Source organism: Bacillus cereus (assembly GCF_002564555.1).
GTDB classification, from domain to species: Bacteria; Bacillota; Bacilli; order Bacillales; family Bacillaceae_G; genus Bacillus_A; species Bacillus_A cereus_K.
The window spans coordinates 33,591-58,343 of record NZ_NUVD01000001.1; the positions used below are offsets into that span (position 1 = coordinate 33,591).

The window sequence follows — 24,753 nt, forward strand, 5'->3', positions numbered from 1 at the left end:
AATTATTCCTTAGTTGTCTCAACTTCGACATTCAATTTGTCTGCTGATTGATGATCGTCGTCATCTTCCGTATCACGCATTTCAATTTCTGTATCGTCGCTTGACATCATTTTAACGTCCATACCTAAACTTTGCAGTTCTTTAATCAATACTTTGAATGATTCAGGAACGCCTGGTTCTGGAACATTTTCACCTTTAACAATTGCTTCATACGTCTTAACACGTCCAATAACATCATCAGACTTCACTGTTAAGATTTCTTGAAGAGTATAAGCAGCACCATAAGCTTCAAGTGCCCAAACCTCCATCTCACCGAAACGCTGTCCACCGAACTGAGCTTTACCTCCAAGAGGTTGCTGCGTTACAAGTGAGTATGGTCCAGTAGAACGAGCATGAAGTTTATCGTCAACCATGTGCGCAAGTTTGATCATATACATGACACCAACAGATACGCGGTTATCGAATGGCTCACCAGTACGTCCGTCATACAGGACTGTTTTCGCGTCATTTGCCATACCAGCTTCTTCGATTGTGCCCCATACATCTTCCTCACGAGCACCATCGAATACTGGTGTTGCAATGTGAATGCCAAGGTATCTTGCTGCCATACCAAGATGAAGCTCTAATACCTGACCGATATTCATACGAGATGGTACCCCTAATGGGTTTAACATGATATCGATTGGCGTACCATCTGGTAAGTAAGGCATATCTTCTTCTGGTAAAATACGAGAGATAACACCTTTGTTACCGTGACGTCCGGCCATTTTGTCACCTTCAGAAATTTTACGTTTTTGAACGATATATGCACGTACAAGTTGATTCACGCCTGGTGGCAATTCATCGCCATCTTCACGGTTGAATACTTTTACGTCTAAGATAATACCGCCACCACCGTGTGGTACACGTAGTGATGTATCACGTACTTCACGTGCTTTTTCTCCAAAGATAGCATGTAATAGACGTTCTTCAGCTGTTAATTCTGTAACACCTTTAGGTGTTACTTTACCAACAAGTAAATCTCCATCTTTTACTTCAGCACCAACGCGAATGATACCGCGCTCGTCAAGGTTGCGTAATGCATCTTCCCCGACGTTTGGAATGTCACGTGTAATTTCTTCTGGTCCAAGCTTCGTATCACGAGCTTCTGACTCATATTCTTCAATATGAATAGAAGTGTACACATCATCTTTTACAAGGCGCTCACTCATAATGATCGCATCCTCGTAGTTATAACCGTCCCAAGTCATGAAGCCAACAAGCACGTTACGTCCAAGTGCTAGTTCACCTAATTCCATAGAAGGACCATCCGCAAGGATTTCACCTTTTACAACTTCATTTCCAACACTTACGATTGGACGCTGGTTGTAACAAGTTCCTTGGTTAGAACGAATGAATTTCTGCATTTTGTAGCGATCTAGGTCGCCTTTTACTGTTTGACCGTCAACTTCTACATAGCGACGTACCCAAACTTCACGTGCTTCTACGCGTTCAACAACACCAGGGTGTTTACAGATTACTGCAGCACCTGAGTCTTTTGCTGATACGTACTCCATACCTGTACCTACAATCGGAGATTCCGGATTCATTAACGGAACCGCCTGACGTTGCATGTTCGCTCCCATAAGTGCGCGGTTAGAGTCATCGTTTTCTAAGAACGGAATACAAGCTGTCGCTGCCGACACTACTTGCTTTGGAGATACATCCATGTAGTCGATGCGTTCTTTATTTGTGACAATGTTTTCACCACGGAAACGAGCTACGATATCTTCATCAAGGAATTCCCCTACTTCAGATAATTTCATATTCGCTTGGGCTACAACATAGTTATCTTCTTCATCTGCTGTTAAATAATCAACCTGCCCTGTTACAAGACCAGTTTCTGGGTCAACACGACGGTATGGCGTTTCAATGAAACCAAACTCATTTACTTTCGCGAACGAAGATAATGAGTTGATCAAACCGATGTTTGGTCCCTCTGGTGTTTCAATCGGACACATACGACCATAGTGAGAGTAGTGAACGTCACGCACTTCAAAGCCTGCGCGCTCACGCGTTAAACCACCGGGTCCTAATGCAGATAATCTTCGTTTGTGAGTTAACTCTGCTAATGGATTTGTTTGGTCCATGAACTGAGATAACTGAGAACTTCCGAAGAACTCTTTAATAGATGCAATAACAGGACGAATATTAATTAATGCCTGTGGTGTAATTGCATTTGTATCTTGAATCGACATTCTCTCACGAACAACACGTTCCATACGAGAAAGACCGATACGGAATTGATTTTGTAACAATTCTCCAACAGAACGCAGACGACGGTTTCCTAAGTGGTCGATATCATCTGTATCCCCTACTTTATATAGTAGGTTGAAGAAGTAACTGATAGAAGCAAGGATATCCCCTGGTGTAATGTGTTTTACATCACGAGTAATATTCGCATTACCAATTACATTAATTACGCGTTCGCCTTCTGACTCAGGAGCATAAATCTTAATAGATTGCAGCTCAACATCGCCTTCTACCACTCCACCCATTGGCTTCGCTGTTTTGAATCCAATGTTTTTCTCTAAGTAAGGTAAAATGCGATCAAGTGTACGACGATCTAAGATTGTTCCTTCTGCCGCTAAAATTTCACCAGTTTCTGGATCCACTAATGTTTCAGCTAAACGTTGGTTAAACAATCTGTTTTTAATGTGTAACTTCTTGTTGATCTTATAGCGACCTACATTTGCTAAATCGTAGCGCTTTGGATCGAAGAAACGAGACACAAGTAAGCTCTTTGCATTTTCTACTGTTGGTGGTTCACCAGGGCGTAGACGCTCGTAAATTTCAAGCAATGCTTTTTCTGTGCTATCTGTGTTGTCTTTTTCTAATGTGTTGCTTAAGTATTCGTTATCACCTAAAAGCTCGGTGATTTCTTGATCAGAGCCAAACCCTAATGCGCGTAACAAAACAGTTACAGGAAGTTTACGCGTACGGTCAATACGCACATATACAACATCCTTAGCATCTGTCTCATACTCTAACCAAGCTCCGCGGTTTGGAATTACAGTAGCAGTAAAACCACGTTTTCCGTTTTTATCCACTTTGCCACTATAGTATACGCTTGGAGAGCGAACTAACTGGGAAACGATAACACGTTCTGCACCGTTAATTACGAATGTTCCAGTCTCTGTCATGAGTGGGAAATCTCCCATGAACACATCTTGTTCTTTTACTTCACCAGTTTCCTTGTTGATTAGACGCACTTTTACACGAAGTGGTGCTGCATACGTCACATCACGCTCTTTGCATTCGTCTACAGAGTATTTAGGTTCACCTAAGCTGTAGTCGATAAATTCAAGCGATAGATTTCCCGTAAAGTCTTCGATCGGAGAAATGTCTTGGAACATTTCTCGCAAACCCTCATCAAGAAACCACTGATAAGAAGAGGTTTGAATTTCGATAAGATTTGGTAACTCTAATACTTCACTAATACGGGCATAACTTCTTCGTTGGCGGTGGCGTCCGTATTGAACTAGTTGACCTGTCAACTGCTTCACCCCTCAAATCATGAGTATTATAAATGCACAAAAAAATTTGTGCAAAATCACAAATAAATACAACTACTGCTATTAGCGTAGTTTTTTTCTCTTAAAGATAGATACGTTGAGTCTTTCTACCTGCTCAAAAAAGAAAAATGGTTTCTATAAGAAAACCATCATTCTGTTTCGTAATCTGCTGATTTTACTATCTTTTCCAAGAGAAACAAAAATATACATCTTTCTCAACGCAGAAAATCATATATTGGCATTGTATAATGTTAACATAGCCAAAAATAACCGTCAACGCTTTTTTGATTTTATGATATAATATCCTTTTTTCTTTTCTACAACTTCAACTTCAGAAAATACTTCTTCTAGTTTTTTCAGCGCAGATGGTGCACCTTGTTTCTTTTGAATAACAATCCACAATTCTCCACCTGGAACTAAATACTCCTCAGCCTTTTCTAAAATCTCATGCACGATATCTTTACCAGCACGAATTGGAGGATTAGATAAAATAGCAGCATACTTGCCATCTACATTTTCATAGACGCTACTTTGAAAAATACGTATATTCTCGATTCTGTTATTAGCGGCATTTTCTTTTGCAAGTCCCAAGGCCCTTTCATTCACATCCACCATGTGAATTTCACGATCTTGAAACTCTTTCGCTAACGACAAACCAATAGGACCGTATCCGCAACCTACGTCTAATATATCACCTTTAATATCTGGCATTTGAAACGCTTCAATTAAAAGACGGGAACCAAAGTCCACCTCGTTTTTCGAAAACACCCCATGGTCAGATAAAAAAGTAAATTGAGATTCACGAAGTGTAAATTCCCATCGTTTACGATCACTTTTACTCGAAGGGTCGTTAGAAAAATAATGGTCTGCCATATGGCCACCCCTTTTCTTTACAGTTAAAAAAAAAGCTCGCATGAGAGCGAGCTTTTTTAAAGCATCAAAAGTTAATTACTTAACTTCTACAGCAGCGCCAACTTCTTCAAGTTTAGCTTTCATTTCTTCAGCTTCCTCTTTAGAAACGCCTTCTTTGATTGCTTTTGGAGTGTTGTCAACTAATTCTTTAGCTTCTTTTAAGCCAAGACCAGTGATTTCACGTACAGCTTTGATAACTTTGATTTTTTGAGCGCCAGCACTTGCAAGTACTACGTCAAACTCAGTTTTCTCAGCAGCAGCTTCACCAGCGCCACCAGCTACAGCTACAGGAGCAGCAGCAGTTACGCCGAATTCTTCCTCGATAGCTTTTACTAAGTCGTTAAGTTCTAATACAGTCATAGATTTAACTGCTTCAATGATTTGTTCTTTAGTCATTGTAAATATCCTCCCTTAAATAGGTTTGTATTGTTTTATAGATAACAAGTAATTATCTTTTAAAAAATTAAGCGCCTTGCTCTTCCTTTTGTTCTGCAACTGCTTTAGTAGCAAGTGCAAGGTTACGGATTGGAGCTTGAAGAACGCTAAGAAGCATAGAAAGTAAGCCTTCACGTGATGGAAGAGTAGCGATAGCTTTAACCTCATCAAGTGTTACAAGTTTACCTTCGATTACGCCCGCTTTAATTTCTAAAGCTTCGTGTTTTGTAGCGAAGTCGTTTAATACTTTCGCAGGAGCAACTACATCCTCGTTACTGAACGCGATTGCGTTTGGTCCTGTTAAGAATTCATTTAACTCAGCCATTTCAGCAGACTCTGCAGCACGACGAGTTAAAGAGTTTTTGTAAACTTTGAACTCAACGCCAGCTTCACGTAATTGCTTACGTAATTCTGTTGCTTCAGAAACTGTTAAACCACGGTAGTCAACAACGATTGTAGATTTACTAGCGCGAAGTTTGTCCGCGATTTCAGTTACAACTTGTTGTTTAGTTTCGATTACTTTGCTCATGTTATTACACCTCCTGTAGATTATATAGAAGATGTACCGAAAGTGCACTAAAAACCTCCATGCCCAACTTGTAGACATGGAGGCATATAGTCACAGAAAAAAATTCCGCTTCGTATATTAACACCTAGGTAGGAAATTAAGTCTATTGACACCTACTGTCTACGGTACACTATTTAAATTCACAACATAAATGATTATATAAAAACTTCTTTATGAAGTCAACTTCCAATTTTTACGCTAATGTAGAAACGTCTACACGTACGCCAGGTCCCATTGTAGAAGCAACTGTTACGTTCTTCACGTAAGTACCTTTTGCAGCAGCTGGCTTAACTTTTTGTAAAGTGTCAGCAATTGTTTTGAAGTTTTCTACTAGTTTAGCATCTTCGAAAGATACTTTACCGATTGGAACGTGGATGTTACCAGCTTTATCAACGCGGTATTCAACTTTACCAGCTTTGATTTCGTTAACAGCTTTAGTTACATCGAAAGTAACTGTTCCAGTTTTAGGGTTTGGCATTAAACCTTTAGGTCCTAATACGCGACCAAGTTTACCAACTTCACCCATCATGTCAGGAGTTGCTACTACTACATCGAAATCGAACCAACCTTGTTGGATTTTACCGATGTAATCTGCATCGCCTACGAAGTCAGCTCCAGCAGCTTCAGCTTCTTTAGCTTTTTCGCCTTTAGCGAATACTAATACACGTTGTACTTTACCAGTACCGTGTGGAAGAACAACTGCACCACGGATTTGTTGGTCAGCTTTCTTAGGGTCAACACCTAAACGGAATGCAGCTTCTACAGTTGCATCAAATTTAGCTGTGTTTGTTTTCTTTACTAATTCTACTGCTTCTGTTGCAGAGTAAGCAGCCGCACGATCAACAAGCTTTGCAGCTTCTACGTACTTTTTACCTCTTTTAGCCATTTTTATTTCCTCCTCGAATGTGGTTTTAGCGGAATAACCTCCCACGTTTACGCTTATTTTCAGGTATAACCTGAGGATGCGCGCCATCCATTTATTTAAAAATGATAATCATTTACGATAATAAAGGTTGCGAATTGGAATTCCAGACCCGCAACCTTTTTTAAAAACAAATCGAATTAGTCTTCGATAACGATGCCCATACTGCGTGCAGTACCTTCAACCATACGCATTGCAGCTTCTACGCTAGCAGCGTTTAGGTCAGGCATTTTAGTTTCAGCGATTTCGCGTACTTTATCACGCTTAACAGTTGCCACTTTATTACGGTTTGGTTCACCAGAACCAGACTCAATACCAGCTACTTTCTTAAGAAGAACAGCAGCAGGAGGAGTTTTAGTAATGAAAGTGAATGAACGGTCCTCAAATACCGTAATTTCAACAGGGATGATAAGACCAGCTTGATCTGCTGTACGAGCGTTAAACTCTTTACAGAAGCCCATGATGTTAACACCTGCTTGTCCTAATGCTGGACCAACTGGTGGAGCTGGGTTAGCTTTACCTGCAGGAATTTGAAGCTTTACCATTTTAATTACCTTTTTAGCCACGAGACACACCTCCTTAAGTCCGTGATGTGGTCAATTGGACAGTGATTTGCCCTCCCACGTCATATTTTATCTGTAACGATAAAATCTTTCAAAAAACGTCTCCGATAACGAAGACGTACTGACTTAAAAGATATTATCACTTTTTACAATTCATTTCAAGTTTCATTTTATAATTTTTCAATTTGATGGAAATCAAGTTCAACTGGAGTCTCGCGACCAAACATGTCCACAAGAACGCTAACCTTTTTCTTTTCTACATCAATTTCTTCAATAGCACCTGTATAATCCGCAAATGGTCCTTCGTTTACACGTACTGTTTCATGAAGTTCAAAGTCGAAATCAACCACTTCGTTGTCCATTCCCATATGCTTCATGATGGTAACAACTTCCTCTTCTAATAGAGGTGATGGTTTAGACCCAGAACCAGAAGAACCAACAAATCCTGTTACACCTGGCGTATTACGAACAACATACCAAGAATCATCAGTCATGATTAATTCTACTAATACATAACCCGGGAATACTTTTCTCTTCATTAATTTTTCTTTACCGTTTTTCATTTCTACTTCTACTTCTTCCGGGACAACAACACGGAAAATTTTATCTTGCATACCCATTGATTCTACACGTTTCTCCAGGTTTGCCTTTACTTTATTTTCATATCCAGAATAAGTATGGACAACATACCAACTTTTTTCCATTCATTTAGGACGAGCGTCCTTCCCTCCCTGACGTACATTTTTTTGCGCAAATGAAAAAACCCGTTCACCGGGCTTTTACACAGTTCTTATAAATAACATTATATCATGGATAAGTGCTTCTTATTCAAGAATTAACCAAGAATTAACCGAATTAAAGAAGAAATGCCCATATCAACTACTGCGAAGAAAATCGCAAAGAAGACAACTGTAGCAATAACAGTCGCTGTTGAGCGGAGTAATTCATCTTTTTTAGGCCAACTTACTTTTTTCATTTCGCGACCTACATCGCCGAAAAAGTTCGTTAAACGCATCTACGGGACCTCCAGTGTATTATTTCAATTATTTATTTTGTTTCCTTGTGAACTGTATGCTGATTGCATGTTTTACAAAACTTCTTTATTTCAAGTCGCTCTATTGAGCTCGTATCTTTCATCGTAGAGTAGTTTCGATTTTTACACTCTTCACATGAGAGTACAACTTTTTTTCTCATTAGGTTACACCAACCTTGTAACATTATGTCCCTAAAAATGTATCATACAATAAAAGACAATGTCAACGTCATGACTTTTCACGCTCTTTACAAAAAGAAAACAGGTGATTTGTTTTACACCTGCAGTAAATACTATGAATTTAGAGTTGTACTCTCTCTCATTTCCATATATCGTTCTAATTTCCTTTTTACTCGCTGCAATGCGTTATCGATAGATTTGACATGTCTGTTTAACTGTTCTGAAATCTCTTGATAAGATCGACCATCCAAGTATAAAGAGAGCACCTTTCTTTCTAAATCGCTTAATAATTCAGATATTTTTGATTCTATGTCTGTATATTCTTCCTGACTAATAATCATCTCTTCAGGATCAGTTACTTTCGCCTCTGAAATAACATCTAATAACGTTCGATCAGATTCCTCATCGTAAATAGGCTTATCTAAAGACACATACGAATTTAAAGGAATATGTTTTTGCCTTGTTGCTGTTTTAATAGCAGTAATAATTTGTCGAGTGATACACAGTTCAGCAAACGCTTTGAATGAAGACAGCTTGTCCTCTTTATAATCACGAATCGCTTTAAACAACCCAATCATACCTTCTTGAACAATATCTTCTCGATCGGCACCCACTAAAAAATAAGATCTCGATTTCGCGCGAACAAAGTTTTTATATTTGTGAATTAAATATTCCAAAGCATCAGTATTACCTTTTCGAACTAACTCAACGATTGCCTCATCCTCTAAATCCCGAAATGTAACGTCGCCTATACTTACGAAGCCTGCTTCCACTCTGATCCCTCCGACCGCTATTTATTTAGAAATATTATACAGTAAAAAGACAAAGAGCGTCAATGCTTCAACGCTCTCCTCGCCTTAATTTTTCTAATTTTTCTGTAATATCTTCACTAAATATTTTTCGCATAGTTGGTTGCTTTTCTTTCGTATCTATTGTACGCCTTCTTACTTGTTGCACCATTGCTTGTACTTCTAATTCTAATTCACGCGCAGATTTTCGCAGTGCTCCTTGCGCAAATATAACCCATTGTTCCGTATAATCCGAAGTCGCAACATATATTTGTGTATTGATATTTCTAAGCTCAATCGCAAGCTGCTCTATCTTTTCATCTGCCGTTTGATTCTTTCTTGTGAATATTACTTCCACACGCGACTGTTTCATCTTTTTTTCAATGCCCTGAACTGTATAGGCATCAAAAACAATCATTACTCTTATTCCTGTATACCCTTGATAATCTGCCATCTTATCAATAAGCGCATCCCTTGATGATTGCAAATCTACATCCCGCAGTTTTTTCAATTCTCCCCAGGCCCCGATAATGTTATAACCGTCAACGATTAAAATATCGTTCATTTTTTATTTACCAATTTCGTGACGTTTACGATATACCTCATACATTAACAAACTCGCGGCTACTGAAGCATTTAAGGATGTAACTTTACCAATCATCGGTAAAGTGATTAGAAAATCACACTTTTCACCAATAATACGACTCATACCTTTTCCTTCACTACCAATTACTAATCCAATTGGCATATTTCCATCTAAATTACGGTAATCCGTTTTCCCTTTTGCATCTGTACCAGCAATCCAAAGTCCACGCTCTTTTAATTCATCAATTGTACGAGATAAATTTGTCACGCGTGCAACTGGAATGTATTCAATTGCCCCAGTCGATGCTTTCGCAACTGATGCAGTAAGTCCTACAGCTCTTCTTTTCGGAATAATAATCCCATGGGCCCCTGTTGCATCAGCAGTACGCATAATAGAACCTAGGTTATGCGGATCTTCAATCTCATCTAAAATTAAGAAGAATGGATCTTCATTACGCTTCTCCGCTACCTTAAATAAATCTTCTAACTCAGCATATTGATATGCAGCTACTTGAGCAATTACACCTTGATGGTTACCCTCAACTAATTGATCTAATTTCTTTTTTGGTGCATGTTGTAAAATAACCTTATTCTCTTTCGCTAATGCCAGTACAATCTGTACTTGCCCTTTGGCAGCACCTTCTGCGATCCAAATTTTATTAATATCTCTCCCTGATCGTAACGCTTCAATTACAGGGTTACGTCCGATAATATATTCACTACTCATGATGATGTGCCCCCTTCCTTTTCTTCTAAAACAGCAATTGCTTTATATACAATTTCATCTAATCTTTCACGATTATTTAACAAATGATGATAGCCGATTAGGGCTTCAAAGGCTGTACTATGTCGATATGTTTGTACATCCGTATTCTTCGGAACAGTACCTGAATTTGCATTACGCCCTCTTCTTAGTACTGCCTCTTCTTCTTCTGTCAAAAATGCCGTCTCTAATAAATGATAAACAACTTTCGCCTGTGCTTTTGCCGAAACAAAGCTCGTCCCTAAGCGATGTAATTGATTCGGGCGAACTTTTCCTTTTTGAAGGAGGTGATAGCGGATATATTGTTCATATACCGCATCACCCATATACGCTAACGCCAAGCTGTTTAATTGCTTTGCATCAATCATTCTTATCCTCTTTTCCATCTTGTACCTTGAGCGGTATCTTCTAAAATAATATTACGCTCTTTTAAATCATCGCGAATTTGATCAGATAATGCGAAATCGCGATTTTTACGAGCTTCAATACGCTTTTGAATCAGCGCCTCAATTTCTTCATCAAGCAATTCTTCTTGTGCCAATTCTAACCCTAAAATATCAAATAATGTTTCAAGTTGTTTTATATACGCTTCAATTACCACTTTAGAAGTATGTTCTTCTAACAAGTATTGATTTGCGTGATTTGCTACATTATATAATTCAGTAATCGCATTAGCCGTATTGAAATCATCATCCATCGCTTCTTCAAATGCACTCTGGAATTTTTCCATTTCAGCTAACCATTTCTCATTATGGTCCGTTAAATCCGTACTGCTTTCCATACGATGTTTTAAGTTCCCATAAGCTGTTTTAATTCTTTCCAGTCCATTATTCGTACTTTGTAATAACTCTTCACTAAAGTTAATTGGATGACGATAATGTACGGATAACATAAAGAATCTAATTAACTGCGGATCATATTGCTTAATGATATCGTGAACTAAAATAAAGTTCCCAAGTGATTTAGACATCTTCTCATTGTTAATGTTAATATACCCATTATGCATCCAGTAACGTGCAAATGTTTTTCCAGTCAGTGCCTCTGACTGCGCAATTTCATTTTCATGATGCGGGAACGCCAAATCTTGACCACCGGCATGAATATCAATTGTATCCCCTAAGTACTTACGTGCCATCGCAGAGCATTCAATATGCCAACCTGGACGTCCTTTCCCCCAAGGGCTTTCCCAGAAGATTTCTCCTTCTTTCGCAGCTTTCCATAGAGCGAAATCAAGAGGATCTTGTTTCTTTTCTCCTACTTCAATACGTGCACCATGACGTAGGTCCGCAATTGGTTGATGTGATAATTTACCATAGCCTTCAAATTCCTTCGTTTTAAAGTACACATCCCCCTCTGATTCATATGCATATCCTTTATTCACAAGTTCTTGAATGAATTCAATAATGATATCCATATTCTCTGTTACACGAGGGTGAACTGTTGCGTGTTTGCAACCTAGCGCGGTTACGTCTTCAAAGTACGCTTCAACGAAACGGTCCGCAATTGTCGGTACATCTTCACCTAATTCATTTGCTGCTTTAATTAATTTATCATCTACGTCAGTAAAGTTAGATACATACTGAACATCGTATCCTTTATATTCTAAATAGCGACGTACTGTATCGAATACCATAGGTGGTCTCGCGTTCCCAATGTGAATGTAGTTATAAACTGTAGGCCCGCACACATACATCTTCACCTTATTTTCTTCTAATGGAATAAATTCTTCCTTTTGACGTGTTAACGTATTATAAATGTGAATAGTCATTTTTATCCTTCCTTTCTATGTTTACTTCTAGCTGTTTCTTCAATCTATCAAGCTCCACTTCCATAGCCTTTAATTTATCAAAAATCGGATCCGGAAGATCGGAATGATTTAATTCTTGACCAATCTTTACTCCATTTTGAATAACGACTCGGCCTGGTATACCTACAACTGTAGAATGTGCAGGAACTTCTTTTAATACGACAGATCCTGCTCCGATTTTAGAATTCTCTCCAACAGTAATAGAACCAAGAACTTTAGCACCCGTTGCAATTAATACATTATCCTGAATTGTAGGATGCCTCTTTCCTTTTTCTTTTCCTGTACCACCTAATGTAACCCCTTGATAAATTGTTACATTATCACCAATTTCACACGTTTCTCCAATTACAACTCCCATTCCATGATCGATGAAAAAGCGTCGACCGATAGTTGCTCCTGGATGAATTTCAATGCCAGTAAAAAAGCGACTCACTTGTGAAACAAAACGTGCAAGAAAGAAAAAATTCCTTTTGTAAAAAGCATGTGCAATTCGATGGGCCCAAACGGCATGTAATCCAGAGTAAGTTAAAATGACTTCGAAATAACTTCGTGCCGCTGGATCCTGTTCAAAAACGACTTCAATATCTTCTCGAAGCCTCTTAAACATCGATGTCCCCTCCCCTTTATGGGTTGCCTTTTTTCGAGCGAACTAACTACCCTAACTCACCACTTACTTCCTAATTCTTTATACAAGGAAATAAAATTCATATTCATACCTATTTACAAGGTATAAAAAAAAAGACGCCTCTGTCATATTGACAGAGACGCCTTATAAGCGCGGTTCCACTCTGTTTAGGCTAAAGATAGCCTCAAACTCATCCATGATAACGGTTTACACCGCTTCTGCTTACTTTGCGCCCTAAGGCGTCCCGCGAAATACTTCGCTGTTCAACAGAAGACTCGAAGGGGCATTTCAAAAATCCGCTTATAAACCACTCCCAGCCTAAAGGTGGTTCTCTCTGTAAAAAGCCTGATTTTCTACTTCTCCTTCTCGTCGCTTTTCCTTATTAGGTTTTAAGTATACTTATTATATTTCTAAACCTAGAAAATGTTAACCAATTACTTTTTGAATACGATTTAAAACTTTTTCTTTTCCAAGAAGTGCAATAGCGTTAGGAAGCTCTGGTCCATGTGTTTGACCAGTAGTTGCAACGCGGATTGGCATAAATAAATTTTTACCTTTATGTCCTGTTTCCTTTTGAACTGCTTTAATAGCCGCCTTAACTGCTGCTGGTTCCATTGCTTCTAGAGCTTCTACTTGACCAGCAAATGCACGAAGTACTTCAGGTACTTGTTCACCTTTTAATACTTCTTGTCCTTCTTCTTCATGATCAACATGATCTTTAAAGAACATTTCAGAAAGCTCTACAATTTCAGCTCCAAAGCTCATTTGGTCATGATATAAAGCAATTACATCACGAACCCAAGCTTGTTCTTGTTCGCTTAAGTTTTCACCTACGCGACCAGCTTTCACTAAATGCGGTAAGCTTAGTTCAACAACCGTATCTAAATCTTGCTTTTTCATATATTGGTTGTTCATCCATTTTAGTTTTTGAGAATCAAATAATGCAGGCGATTTTGATAAACGAGCTGCATCAAACATTTTGATAAACTCATCTTGAGAGAAGATTTCTTCTTCTCCTACCGGTGACCAACCTAGTAATGCAATAAAGTTAAAGATTGCTTCTGGAAGATATCCAAGCTCTTTATATTGCTCAATAAATTGAATAATAGATTCATCACGCTTACTTAACTTTTTACGGCTTTCATTTACAATTAAAGTCATATGACCAAATTGCGGGATATCCCAACCGAAAGCTTCATAAATCATCATTTGTTTTGGCGTGTTTGAAATATGATCATCACCACGAAGTACATGTGTAATCTCCATTAGGTGATCATCTACTGCTACCGCAAAGTTATAAGTTGGAATTCCATCTTTTTTTACGATAACAAAATCACCGAAATCATTTGAATGGAATGCAACTTCATCTTTTACAATGTCTTTGAATGTGTAATCACGATCAGCTGGTACACGGAAACGAATACTTGGAATACGTCCCTCAGCTTCAAATTCTTTCATTTGTTCTTCAGTTAAATCACGGTGGTTACCTGCATAGCGAGGTGTTTCACCACGAGAAATTTGTCCTTCACGCTCTGCTTCCAGCTCTTCTTCTGTCATATAACATTTATAAGCTAAACCACGCTCTAATAAATCTAGATATAATTTTTTATACATATCTAAACGCTCTGTTTGACGATATGGTCCAAATTCACCACCAACATCAACACCTTCATCCCAGTCCATACCGAGCCATTTCAAGTATTTTAATTGGCTTTCTTCTCCACCTGCAACATTACGTTTTACATCAGTATCTTCAATACGAATAATAAACTTACCATCTTGATGACGAGCAAATAAATAATTAAATAATGCCGTACGCGCATTTCCGATATGTAAGTGTCCTGTTGGACTTGGCGCATAGCGCACTCTCACTTGCTTTTCCATAATTGGTACACCTTCCATTCTTAATGTCAACACATTCTATAATTGTACACCAAAAAAATGTGATTATCCATCTTACGAATTAAAAACAGTTATTTTTTCTGTAATAAAACAACTGCTTGAGAAGCAATTCCTTCTTCTCTACCTGTAAATCCTAATTTTTCTGTTGTTGTTGCTTTTACATTAATATTATCAACAGACGTTTCTAATAGTTCACTAATACGTTTACGCATGCTTTCAATATGCGGTGCCATTTTTGGCTTTTGAGCAATAATTGTACAATCTAGGTTGCCTAGCTCGTAACCTTGTTCACGTACAAATTCCCAAACCTTTTGTAACAATACAGCTGAATCTGCATCTTTAAAGGCTGGATCAGTATCAGGAAAATGCTTTCCAATATCTCCTGCTGCAATTGCCCCTAAACATGCATCAGCAATCGTATGTAACAACACGTCTGCATCCGAGTGACCAATTAGTCCTTTCTCATGAGGAATTGTAATTCCGCCGATAATTAACGGTCTACCTTCCGCAAATTCATGTACATCAAAACCTTGTCCAATTCGAAACATTTTTTACTTCCTCCTTGAGCTAAACTACTGAGCTTTATGATTCTATATTATATCGCTATGCCTATAAAGAAAAGCCCGGCCGTTGCCGAGCTTTTTTTTACTATAATATCATCACTACTATTTCTCCTGAACATGAAGGAAACTTTCAGCAATCAATAAATCCTCTGGAGTCGTCACTTTAATATTATAGTAACTCCCCTCTACTACACCTACTTGTTTCCCAATGCGTTCCACGAGACTTGCATCATCTGTACCGAGAAAACAACTCTGTTTTGCACTTCTATGAGCTTCTAACAAAAGGGAAACAGAGAATCCTTGCGGTGTTTGTACAACCTTAAGCTGAGATCGTTCTAACGTTTCGACAACAACACCCTGCTCTACTTTCTTAACGGTATCCTTCACTGACACTGCACAAATGGAAGCTCCATATGTTTCTGCCGCAGTTAATACATCTTGAATCACTTTATTCGTTACGAATGGGCGTGCACCGTCATGCACAAGAACATATTCAACATCACTCGCATGCTGAAGTGCATTATATACGCTATCTTGTCTTTCAGCTCCACCCTGAATAAATTGCACTTTCTTTTCAATCGGATACTTTTGCATTAACTCCTCAAAATACGGGCGTTCTTCTTCGTTAATTGCCATAATAATACTTTTGCACGCTTTATCTTTTTCAAAAGCACGTAATGTGTGCACAATAATCGGCACTTTATTTATAAGTAAAAACAACTTATTTTTGCCAGCACCCATTCGCTTTCCTTGACCCGCTGCCGGAATAATTAATGTATACATATTAATAATCCTCTACTTATAATGCTTTTTCTAATAATTTACGTTTTGCGAAAATCATACGACCAGCCGATGTTTGCAACACACTTGTAACAAGTACATTAAGTTGTGAACCTACATATTCTCGACCATCTTCAACGACAATCATCGTACCATCATCTAAGTATGCAACACCTTGATTTTGCTCTTTACCATCTTTTACAACATAAACGCTTAATTCCTCGCCAGGGAGTACAACTGGTTTAATTGCATTTGCTAAATCATTAATATTTAACACTGTTACTCCTTGTAATTCAGAAACTTTGTTTAAGTTGAAATCATTTGTTACAACAGTTCCACCAGTGATTTTCGCTAACTTTACAAGTTTGCTATCCACTTCTTGGATATCTTCGAAATCGCCTTCATAAATTTCTACCGGAATCGGCATCTCTTTTTGAATACGATTTAAAATGTCTAATCCTCTGCGACCACGATTACGCTTTAAAGCATCGGAAGAATCGGCAATATGCTGTAGCTCTTCTAACACAAATTGAGGAATCACAATAGTTCCTTCTAAAAACTTCGTTTGGCAAATATCAGCAATACGTCCATCAATAATTACACTCGTATCGAGAATCTTCCAATGAGCTGTAGATTTTTCTACTTCTCCCTCGATCTCTTCGGTCTCACTATTGTTCTTTTTCTTACCGCCACGTTGTGGTAATGTAAATAAACCTAGTAATTCATTTCTCTTTTTAAACCCTACTTGGAATCCTAAATACCCAAGTAAAAGGGTAAAGAACACTTGTAATACTGTACTAATGACTGGGATTGTAAATTCTCGAATTGGTATCAAAATTAAATATGCAACAATAAGGCCAGAAATTAATCCTAGAGTACCGAATAAAACATCCGCTACAGGCGCCTTTACAAGGGCTTCCTCAATATGCTTAATAAGTTGAACAATATAATCCACAAGCCAAAATGTTGTTAAGAATAAAATAATTGCACCAATAATTGCACGAACATAAGATACTTCCAACCAAGGAACGGCACCGATGTTCAATACATTAATAACTTTTGGAATTAAGTAAATTCCCAACGCTCCCCCAATCACTAAAAAGAAGAGCTGTACGATCCGTTTTAACATCTAACCACCTCCTACTCATTATTAACCATTGTTTCACTAATCAAAACGCCGAATGCAAAAGCGGATGTGTTTTTTTGTAAATAGTTTTATTTACCAATATACCATATCATATAACAAAAATGTTCTAGTGTCGTTATATTGTGGAATCAATGTAATATTCTTAATTGTGTCTACTCATATAAAGATGCTCTTGAATTCTTTTTAAACCTTCTCGTATTTTCTTCGCCCTGACTTCCCCAATTCCTTCCACATCGTCCAATTCATTAATAGTTGCTCGACAAACACCTTGTAACGTTTTAAATCGATTAATTAAATTTTCAATGATAAGTGGTGGAACACGAGAAATTTTGCTTGTGATTCGATATCCTCTCGGCGTCACGCTTTCTTCTAAGCTCGTTTGTCCCGGATATCCCAGCAGTTTAACTAAATCACTATCCTCTAGAAGTTGTGTATTTGCAAGGTCTTGTAACTTTTTCAAAATTTGAAGGTGATCTTGCGTTTTTTCTTGATAATAGTCTTTAATTAATAACGCTGCCTCTGCTTCTAAGTCGGCTAGTAATTCTGTAAGTTGTAAACGGATTAACCTTCCTTCTGTTCCTAACTCATGAATATAGCTCAATATTTCATTTTTTATACGCAGTACCATTTCAACACTATGTAAAACGTGAACTACTTCGGACATTGTAACGACCTCTTCAAATTCTAGAATGCCCAAATTCGTAATCCCATCATTCCATACAGCTTTATATTTTTCTAACGTTTGAATAGCTTGGTTTGCCTTCGTTAAAATAACACCTATATCCTTTAGTGTATAACGTAAGTTCCCTTGATATAGTGTAATTACGTTACGTCTTTGTGAAATAGCCACAACAAGGCTACCAGTCTGCTTTGCTACACGCTCTGCCGTTCGGTGACGCATACCAGTTTCAATGGAATCAATGGATGACTCTGGAACCAATTGTGCGTTTGCAATTAAAATTTTACTCCCAGTCTCATTTAAAATGAGTGCCCCATCCATTTTTGCTAATTCATATAAACTAGCAGGAGAGAATGCACAGTTAATGTGAAAACCACCATCAACAATACTTTTAATCTGCTCATTATATCCGAGAACAATTAGTCCCCCTGTTTGTGCGCGAAGTACATTATCTATCCCTTCGCGCAGTGGTGTTCCCGGGGCCACGAGCTGTAAAATATTAATCATACTTTTGACACGTTGCTTATTTTCTTCCATAGCCTAGCCTCCTAATGTCAAACGAAGCGCTTCTCCCAAATTAGAAACACCTACAACCTCAATCCCATCTGGAATTGTCCATCCCCCTAAGTTTTTTCTAGGAATAATAGCACGTTGAAATCCTAATTTAGCCGCTTCTTGTACACGTTGTTCAATTCTTGATACTCTTCTTATTTCTCCGGTTAATCCTACTTCTCCTATTACTGCATCAGTTGGTGCCGTAGATTTATCTCTAAAGCTTGAAGCTATACTTAAGGCAACAGCTAAATCAATTGCTGGTTCATCTAATTTCAAACCACCAGCTACTTTTAAATATGCGTCTTGATTTTGCAATAGCAAACCCGTTCTTTTTTCTAGTACAGCCATAATAAGCGAAACACGATTATGGTCAATTCCCGTCGCCATTCTTCGAGGATTTCCAAAACTTGTAGGGGAGATTAATGCTTGTATTTCTACTAAAACTGGTCTTGTTCCTTCCATTGAAGCAACTACCGTTGAGCCTGCAACTCCAACCGGTCTTTCCTCAAGGAAAATTTCAGAAGGATTCAATACTTCCGCAAGACCAAGCTCTTTCATTTCAAAGATTCCCATTTCATTCGTGGAACCAAAACGATTTTTAACAGCTCGAAGAATACGATATGTATGGTGTCGATCTCCTTCAAAGTAGAGAACTGCATCGACCATATGTTCTAACATACGAGGTCCTGCAATTGCCCCTTCTTTTGTCACGTGTCCGACGATAAAAATAGGGATTCCTTTTGTTTTGGCAAGTTTCATTAATTCTGCTGTACATTCACGTACTTGCGCTACACTTCCAGGTGCTGACGTCACCTCAGGTAAATGTATCGTTTGAATAGAGTCAATAACAACAAAAGCTGGATTCATCTCTTCAATATGTGCTGCAATTCGCTGTAAGTCAGTCTCTGCTACAACAAATAGATTACTACCCTTTACATCCAAACGATCTGCACGAAGTTTAATCTGCTTTGCTGACTCCTCACCTGATATGTACAGTACATCATATGAAGCGTCTGCTAATTGTGATGAAATCTGTAATAACAACGTTGATTTCCCAATCCCAGGATCTCCACCAATAAGTACTAGGGATCCATCTACAATCCCGCCACCAAGGACACGGTTAAACTCCTGAAATTTTGTTTCAATACGCGCCTCAGACTTTGTTTCTACTTCTGTAAGACGTCTTGGTTTTGTTACTTCTGATTGAATTGCATTTGCATAATTAAGGCGCCTTGATGATACAACCGGCTCCATCTCTTCAACAAGCGTATTCCATTGACCACATCCTGGACATTTACCCATATATTTTGGTGACTGATAACCACATTCTTGACATGTGAATTTTGTTTTCTTTTTAGCCATATCTTTTTATATTTCACTTCACTTTCATCTATCAACATTTATCCTTCTCGTACAAGAAAGAGGGCTATCTCATAGCCCTCTTAGTTTGTCTATACTTATTTTACCTTTTCAGCACTATGAATGACAAATGATTCCCCTTCTACATCAAAGATAACTTTTTGTCCTTTCTCAATAGCACCTTTTAAAAGTTCTTCCGATAGTCTATCTTCTACATGCTTTTGAATTGCCCTACGAAGCGGACGAGCACCGTACTCACGATCAAACCCTTTATCAGCAATAGCTGCAATTGCTCCTTCTGTTAAGTGCAATTCAATTTCTTGTTCTTTTAAGCGATTCACTAACTGATTCACCATAAGTGTTACAATCTCTTGAATATGCTTTTTCTCAAGCATATGGAATACGATAATTTCATCAATACGGTTTAAGAATTCTGGACGAAATGCTTTTTTCAGTTCATCCATTACTTTACCCTTCATATCCGAATAATCACGACTTTCATCTTGTACGTTAAATCCAAGATGCTTATTACGTTTTAACGCATCTGCACCAACGTTAGATGTCATAATAACAATTGTATTACGGAAATCAACTGTACGTCCTTTAGAATCTGTTAAACGACCATCTTCTAATACTTGTAGTAAAATATTAAATACATCAGGATGCGCCTTCTCTACTTCATCTAATAGGACAACTGAATAAGGCTTACGACGAACCTTCTCTGTTAATTGTCCACCTTCTTCATATCCAACATATCCCGGAGGAGAACCAACTAAACGCGAAGTTGAGTGCTTCTCCATATACTCAGACATATCAATGCGAATCATTGCATCCTCATCACCGAACATAGATTCCGCTAATGCTCTTGCTAGTTCTGTTTTACCTACACCTGTTGGTCCTAAGAAAATAAATGAACCAATTGGGCGTTTCGGATCTTTCAATCCTGCTCTTGCACGACGAACAGCTTTTGCTACAGCTACTACTGCTTCATCTTGACCAATCAAACGATCATGAAGAATGGATTCTAAGTTTAATAATTTATCAGTCTCTGTTTGTGCAAGTTTAGAAACTGGGATACGCGTCCATGTAGAAACGACATTTGCAATATCTTCTACCGTAACCTCTGAATTTTCTTTTCCTTGTTGCTCTTTCCATTGACGTTTTGTATCTTCTAACTTCTCACGTAAGCGTTGTTCCATATCACGTAAGGACGCAGCCTTTTCAAATTCTTGACTTTGTACAGCCGCATCTTTTTCTTTTCGAATCTCCTCAAGATTTACTTCAAGCTCTTTTAAGTTTGGTGGTGTTGTATAAGAACGTAAGCGAACTTTTGAAGCAGCTTCATCAATTAAATCAATTGCTTTATCTGGTAAGAAACGATCTGTAATATAACGATCTGAAAGTTTTACAGCCGCATCAATTGCATCATCTGTAATAGATACACGGTGATGCGCCTCATAACGATCACGTAAACCTTTCAAGATTTGAATCGATTCTTCTAAACTTGGCTCATCAACATGAATTGGTTGGAAACGTCGCTCTAAAGCCGCGTCTTTTTCAATATATTTACGATACTCATCTAAAGTTGTCGCCCCAATACATTGTAACTCTCCGCGTGCTAAAGATGGTTTTAAAATATTCGACGCATCGATTGCACCTTCTGCTCCACCTGCACCAATTAATGTATGAAGTTCATCAATAAATAAAATAATATTTCCAGCTTGACGGATTTCATCCATCACTTTCTTTAAACGATCTTCAAATTCACCACGATATTTCGTTCCTGCTACCACTGTACCCATATCTAGTGTCATAACACGCTTATCTCTTAAAGTTTCCGGAACTTCATTATTTACAATTTGCTGTGCTAATCCTTCTGCGATTGCCGTTTTACCTACACCAGGCTCTCCAATTAATACTGGGTTGTTTTTCGTTCTACGGCTTAACACCTCAATTACACGTTGAATTTCTTTACCACGTCCAATAACAGGATCTAAGCGGTTTTCACGTGCAACAACTGTTAAGTCCCTTGCTAAACTGTCAAGTGTCGGTGTATTTGCGTTTGTTGCTGAACCACCTTGATGACCTGAACTAGCTTCATTACTTCCAAGAAGTTGTAACACTTGTTGTCTTGCTTTATTTAGACTCACACCTAAATTATTTAAAACTCGTGCCGCTACACCTTCACCTTCACGGATTAAACCGAGTAAAATATGTTCCGTTCCAACATAAGAATGACCTAGCTTACGCGCTTCATCCATAGACAGTTCAATAACTTTTTTAGCACGAGGTGTATAATGTACAGTTTGAGAAGCCTCGGTTCCACGACCAATTAACGCTTCTACTTCTTTTTGCACTTTCTCTGGACTTAATCCAAGAGCAATTAACGCTTTTGCTGCAATTCCTTCACCTTCGCGTACAAGCCCAAGTAAAATGTGTTCTGTCCCAATATTATTATGACCAATACGAATTGCTTCCTCTTGAGATAAAGCTAATACTTTCTGTGCTCTTTCTGTAAATCTTCCAAACATCATAGAAATCGCCTCCTACTTGCGCTTAGTTTTTTTCAATACGTAATCGCTCACGGATTAAGGTTGCTCTTCGATAATCTCTTTCATCTGGTCCTAAAGGCCCTCCTACATATTGTTGTAAAATACCTGGTTGCGTAAGGACCATTAGCTCAGTCAAAATATTTCTCGATATACCTTTTATATACCCTAGATCAATACCAAGTCGTACATCTGATAAGCAAGTTGCCGCTTCCGCAGATTGAATTAAACGACTGTTTGCTAGTATACCGTAAGAACGATAAACTTTATCTTCAAGCTCAATACTTGAATTTTGTACAATTAATTCTCTAGCCATTTTTTCTTGCTGTATGATTTGCTGAATGACACTCTTTAAATCTGCAATAATATCTTCTTCAGATTTTCCTAGTGTCATTTGATTTGACACTTGAAATATATTACCTAACGCTTCGCTACCTTCACCGTATATTCCTCTTACTACTAACCCTAATTTTTGAATTACTTGTATAATACGGTTAATTCTTTTCGTTAAAACCAATCCCGGTAAATGAATCATTACGGAAGCCCTTAATCCTGTACCAACGTTGGTAGGACAACTCGTAATATATCCAAGTGATTCATCAAAAGCATATTCAACCTCTTCTTCAATCCAATTATCTATTTGATTGGCACTTTGAAGTGCCTCCGATAACTGCAATCCTGAAAATAAGCACTGGATCCTAATATGATCCTCTTCATTAAGCATAACACTAATATGTTCACTTTCTGAAAGTAGACATGCTCCATATTCTGTTCCTGCTAGATTTGGACTAATTAAATGCTTTTCGACTAAAACTCTTCTTTGAAGGGGGGTTAGTTCATTCATTTTTAATAGTCCAAACTCTCCAAAAGGATCTACCTCTTTATTTATAAATTTCTTTTTAAATAATTCATGAATCTGTTTGGCTTCTTCTTCATTTTGCATAGTGGAAAATTGATATTGTTTAAGATTACGCGCCAAACGAATTCGACTGCTTAAAACAATATCAGAGTCAGGGCCATCCCCCTTCATCCATGGACTAATCGCTTCATTCATAATTTTGTCCAGTGACATAGAACTATTCCCCCTCCCTATGCTCACTAAGCTGATTTTCAAGACCTCGAATTTTATCTCTTATTTCAGCAGCTTTCTCAAATTCCTCATTCTGTACATATTGTTTCAAAATGAGTTTTAGTTCATCTAATTCTTTCTTTAAGTGAATATTTCCTTCTATATGTTCCGGAATTTTTCCACAATGACCTGTATGCCCTCCGTGAAGGCGTTTTAATAACGGCTTTAAATGTTCCTTAAATGTATCGTAACAAGAAGCACACCCAAAGCGCCCCACTTTTGTAAATTTCTCATATGTCATCTTACAATCTGGACATCTTAATATATTTGTATTCGAAAATTCGTTTTTTCCTTCTTCAAACATTGTTGATTCACCGTATAATAAACCAGCAAATAAATCATGGAATGAAAAGTTAGACTGCGCTGATTGAAAGAAAGACGTATAGCCACTTTGTTCTGCACATTGCTCACAAAGATGAACTTCCGCCTTCTTCTCGTTGATTACTTTTGTATAATGTAAAGTTGCTGGTCTTATATTACAGTTTTGACAAGTCATCACTATCCCCACCTTTACAACAGGAACGATCTATCTCATGATACTTTTCATACATTACTAGATTGTTCACTTTCCTTAATCAGTTTAGATAAAAGTACATGTTCTTATTTCAAAACCTCTACAATATTTAACTGCACTATCTTAGTTATCATTTTTTACAAAAGCCGTATTTATTTATATTTCAGTGTTCTTAACATTGCGCATAATATTCGAGCCCTAAGTTCATCTCGGGAAGGAACATCCATTGATAATACAGACCGATCTAGTACGCTTAACATCAATTTCGCTTCACGGTTTGTTATGATTCCCTCTTCTAATAAACGTATAATCATACTCTCTGCATTCCCTTGCGCAACGCTATGATCAATCATATGAAGCATTTGATCAATAATGTCTATATCGTCATGCAGCTTGACTTTTATAATGCGAATGTAACCTCCTCCACCACGTTTACTTTCTACTACAAATCCTCTTTCTAACGTAAAACGGGTATTGATTACATAATTGATTTGAGATGGTACGCACTCGAACCGATCCGCAATCTCATTTCTCTTGATTTCAATCACATTATTATTGCTTAAGTCAATAACTTGCTTTAGATATTGCTCAATGATATCAGATATATTTCTCATTTATCCGCCACCTTTATTGACTTTGACTATCTTTGACTTTAATTATATACGTATTAATAAAATTTGCAACTCTTTTGCTTATTCACTATCCTAGCCACATTTCCCTGTATTTAATCAAAATAATAATTCTTTAAACACATTTTTTTAATTACTATGGATTATAAAAGAAAACACGAAAAAACACGAGTCAAATGACTCGTGTTTTAATTTGCTTGGCGACGTCCTAC

The 24,753-nt window shown here is 37.8% G+C and carries 25 protein-coding genes and 2 other annotated features; all 25 genes read right to left on the reverse strand.

Features of this window, described 5'->3' with window-relative positions; translation table 11 throughout:
• Nucleotides 1-2: 2 nt before the first annotated feature.
• The 25 genes from rpoB to ctsR all read right to left on the reverse strand — a co-directional run bounded on the left by rpoB (nucleotide 3) and on the right by ctsR (nucleotide 24,526).
• Nucleotides 3-3,536 carry a DNA-directed RNA polymerase subunit beta gene (gene rpoB / locus COI75_RS00260; protein WP_000147557.1) on the reverse strand — a complete coding sequence of 1,178 codons (3,534 nt, stop codon included), beginning with the start codon at nucleotides 3,534-3,536 and terminating at the stop codon, nucleotides 3-5.
• Nucleotides 3,537-3,827: 291 nt separating this feature from the next.
• Nucleotides 3,828-4,427 carry a class I SAM-dependent methyltransferase gene (locus COI75_RS00265; RefSeq protein WP_000763270.1) on the reverse strand — a complete coding sequence of 200 codons (600 nt, stop codon included), beginning with the start codon at nucleotides 4,425-4,427 and terminating at the stop codon, nucleotides 3,828-3,830.
• Nucleotides 4,428-4,502: 75 nt separating this feature from the next.
• Nucleotides 4,503-4,862 (reverse strand): 50S ribosomal protein L7/L12, encoded by a 360-nt coding sequence (gene rplL, locus COI75_RS00270; protein ID WP_000159737.1) that lies wholly within the window; start codon nucleotides 4,860-4,862, stop codon nucleotides 4,503-4,505.
• Between the two features lie 67 nt (nucleotides 4,863-4,929).
• Complete coding sequence (rplJ, locus tag COI75_RS00275; RefSeq protein ID WP_000048718.1) at nucleotides 4,930-5,430, reverse strand: 50S ribosomal protein L10; 501 nt, start codon at nucleotides 5,428-5,430, stop codon at nucleotides 4,930-4,932.
• 39 nt (nucleotides 5,431-5,469) lie between these two features.
• Nucleotides 5,470-5,613, reverse strand: a sequence feature (ribosomal protein L10 leader region).
• A 49-nt stretch (nucleotides 5,614-5,662) separates the two neighbouring features.
• Nucleotides 5,663-6,355 (reverse strand): 50S ribosomal protein L1, encoded by a 693-nt coding sequence (rplA, locus tag COI75_RS00280; protein WP_002096120.1) that lies wholly within the window; start codon nucleotides 6,353-6,355, stop codon nucleotides 5,663-5,665.
• Nucleotides 6,356-6,531: 176 nt separating this feature from the next.
• Nucleotides 6,532-6,957 carry a 50S ribosomal protein L11 gene (rplK, locus tag COI75_RS00285; protein WP_001085872.1) on the reverse strand — a complete coding sequence of 142 codons (426 nt, stop codon included), beginning with the start codon at nucleotides 6,955-6,957 and terminating at the stop codon, nucleotides 6,532-6,534.
• A 167-nt stretch (nucleotides 6,958-7,124) separates the two neighbouring features.
• Nucleotides 7,125-7,658: a transcription termination/antitermination protein NusG gene (nusG, locus tag COI75_RS00290; protein ID WP_000415794.1), complete on the reverse strand. Its 534-nt coding sequence runs from the start codon at nucleotides 7,656-7,658 to the stop codon at nucleotides 7,125-7,127.
• 131 nt (nucleotides 7,659-7,789) lie between these two features.
• On the reverse strand, nucleotides 7,790-7,969 hold the full coding sequence (secE, locus tag COI75_RS00295; RefSeq protein WP_001241321.1) for a preprotein translocase subunit SecE: 180 nt from the start codon (nucleotides 7,967-7,969) through the stop codon (nucleotides 7,790-7,792).
• A 32-nt stretch (nucleotides 7,970-8,001) separates the two neighbouring features.
• A complete protein-coding gene (gene rpmG, locus COI75_RS00300; protein WP_014481927.1) occupies nucleotides 8,002-8,148 on the reverse strand; it encodes a 50S ribosomal protein L33 in 147 nt (48 codons plus the stop codon).
• Nucleotides 8,149-8,280: 132 nt separating this feature from the next.
• Nucleotides 8,281-8,940, reverse strand: coding sequence for an RNA polymerase sporulation sigma factor SigH (locus tag COI75_RS00305; protein WP_000387193.1), 660 nt, complete (start codon nucleotides 8,938-8,940; stop codon nucleotides 8,281-8,283).
• Between the two features lie 67 nt (nucleotides 8,941-9,007).
• On the reverse strand, nucleotides 9,008-9,520 hold the full coding sequence (locus COI75_RS00310) for an NYN domain-containing protein (RefSeq protein ID WP_000997892.1): 513 nt from the start codon (nucleotides 9,518-9,520) through the stop codon (nucleotides 9,008-9,010).
• A 3-nt stretch (nucleotides 9,521-9,523) separates the two neighbouring features.
• Complete coding sequence (gene rlmB, locus COI75_RS00315; protein ID WP_000093763.1) at nucleotides 9,524-10,267, reverse strand: 23S rRNA (guanosine(2251)-2'-O)-methyltransferase RlmB; 744 nt, start codon at nucleotides 10,265-10,267, stop codon at nucleotides 9,524-9,526.
• Nucleotides 10,264-10,671, reverse strand: a complete 408-nt coding sequence (locus COI75_RS00320; RefSeq protein WP_000564261.1) for a Mini-ribonuclease 3 — start codon at nucleotides 10,669-10,671, stop codon at nucleotides 10,264-10,266. Before COI75_RS00320 ends, rlmB begins: the two co-directional genes overlap by 4 nt.
• Before the next feature lie 2 nt (nucleotides 10,672-10,673).
• Nucleotides 10,674-12,071 carry a cysteine--tRNA ligase gene (gene cysS / locus COI75_RS00325; protein ID WP_000152250.1) on the reverse strand — a complete coding sequence of 466 codons (1,398 nt, stop codon included), beginning with the start codon at nucleotides 12,069-12,071 and terminating at the stop codon, nucleotides 10,674-10,676.
• On the reverse strand, nucleotides 12,052-12,717 hold the full coding sequence (gene cysE, locus COI75_RS00330) for a serine O-acetyltransferase (RefSeq protein ID WP_000476502.1): 666 nt from the start codon (nucleotides 12,715-12,717) through the stop codon (nucleotides 12,052-12,054). Before cysE ends, cysS begins: the two co-directional genes overlap by 20 nt.
• A gap of 150 nt (nucleotides 12,718-12,867) precedes the next feature.
• Nucleotides 12,868-13,114: a binding site (T-box leader), on the reverse strand.
• Nucleotides 13,115-13,161: 47 nt separating this feature from the next.
• Nucleotides 13,162-14,619: a glutamate--tRNA ligase gene (gene gltX / locus COI75_RS00335; RefSeq protein WP_000415164.1), complete on the reverse strand. Its 1,458-nt coding sequence runs from the start codon at nucleotides 14,617-14,619 to the stop codon at nucleotides 13,162-13,164.
• Nucleotides 14,620-14,708: 89 nt separating this feature from the next.
• Nucleotides 14,709-15,185: a 2-C-methyl-D-erythritol 2,4-cyclodiphosphate synthase gene (gene ispF / locus COI75_RS00340; protein WP_000488389.1), complete on the reverse strand. Its 477-nt coding sequence runs from the start codon at nucleotides 15,183-15,185 to the stop codon at nucleotides 14,709-14,711.
• Between the two features lie 117 nt (nucleotides 15,186-15,302).
• Entirely contained in the window at nucleotides 15,303-15,983 is a 681-nt protein-coding gene (ispD, locus tag COI75_RS00345; protein WP_000288314.1) for a 2-C-methyl-D-erythritol 4-phosphate cytidylyltransferase, read from the reverse strand.
• Nucleotides 15,984-15,999: 16 nt separating this feature from the next.
• A complete protein-coding gene (locus COI75_RS00350; RefSeq protein ID WP_000919689.1) occupies nucleotides 16,000-17,109 on the reverse strand; it encodes a PIN/TRAM domain-containing protein in 1,110 nt (369 codons plus the stop codon).
• 160 nt (nucleotides 17,110-17,269) lie between these two features.
• The gene (gene disA, locus COI75_RS00355) at nucleotides 17,270-18,343 is read right to left on the reverse strand and encodes a DNA integrity scanning diadenylate cyclase DisA (RefSeq protein ID WP_000392169.1); all 1,074 of its coding nucleotides are present in this window, start codon (nucleotides 18,341-18,343) and stop codon (nucleotides 17,270-17,272) included.
• A 3-nt stretch (nucleotides 18,344-18,346) separates the two neighbouring features.
• On the reverse strand, nucleotides 18,347-19,723 hold the full coding sequence (radA, locus tag COI75_RS00360; protein WP_001085203.1) for a DNA repair protein RadA: 1,377 nt from the start codon (nucleotides 19,721-19,723) through the stop codon (nucleotides 18,347-18,349).
• A 95-nt stretch (nucleotides 19,724-19,818) separates the two neighbouring features.
• Nucleotides 19,819-22,254, reverse strand: a complete 2,436-nt coding sequence (clpC, locus tag COI75_RS00365; protein ID WP_000971174.1) for an ATP-dependent protease ATP-binding subunit ClpC — start codon at nucleotides 22,252-22,254, stop codon at nucleotides 19,819-19,821.
• Between the two features lie 22 nt (nucleotides 22,255-22,276).
• Entirely contained in the window at nucleotides 22,277-23,341 is a 1,065-nt protein-coding gene (locus COI75_RS00370) for a protein arginine kinase (protein ID WP_000050845.1), read from the reverse strand.
• A 4-nt stretch (nucleotides 23,342-23,345) separates the two neighbouring features.
• A complete protein-coding gene (locus COI75_RS00375; protein ID WP_000128377.1) occupies nucleotides 23,346-23,894 on the reverse strand; it encodes a UvrB/UvrC motif-containing protein in 549 nt (182 codons plus the stop codon).
• 170 nt (nucleotides 23,895-24,064) lie between these two features.
• On the reverse strand, nucleotides 24,065-24,526 hold the full coding sequence (gene ctsR / locus COI75_RS00380; RefSeq protein WP_001244566.1) for a transcriptional regulator CtsR: 462 nt from the start codon (nucleotides 24,524-24,526) through the stop codon (nucleotides 24,065-24,067).
• Nucleotides 24,527-24,753: the final 227 nt, after the last annotated feature.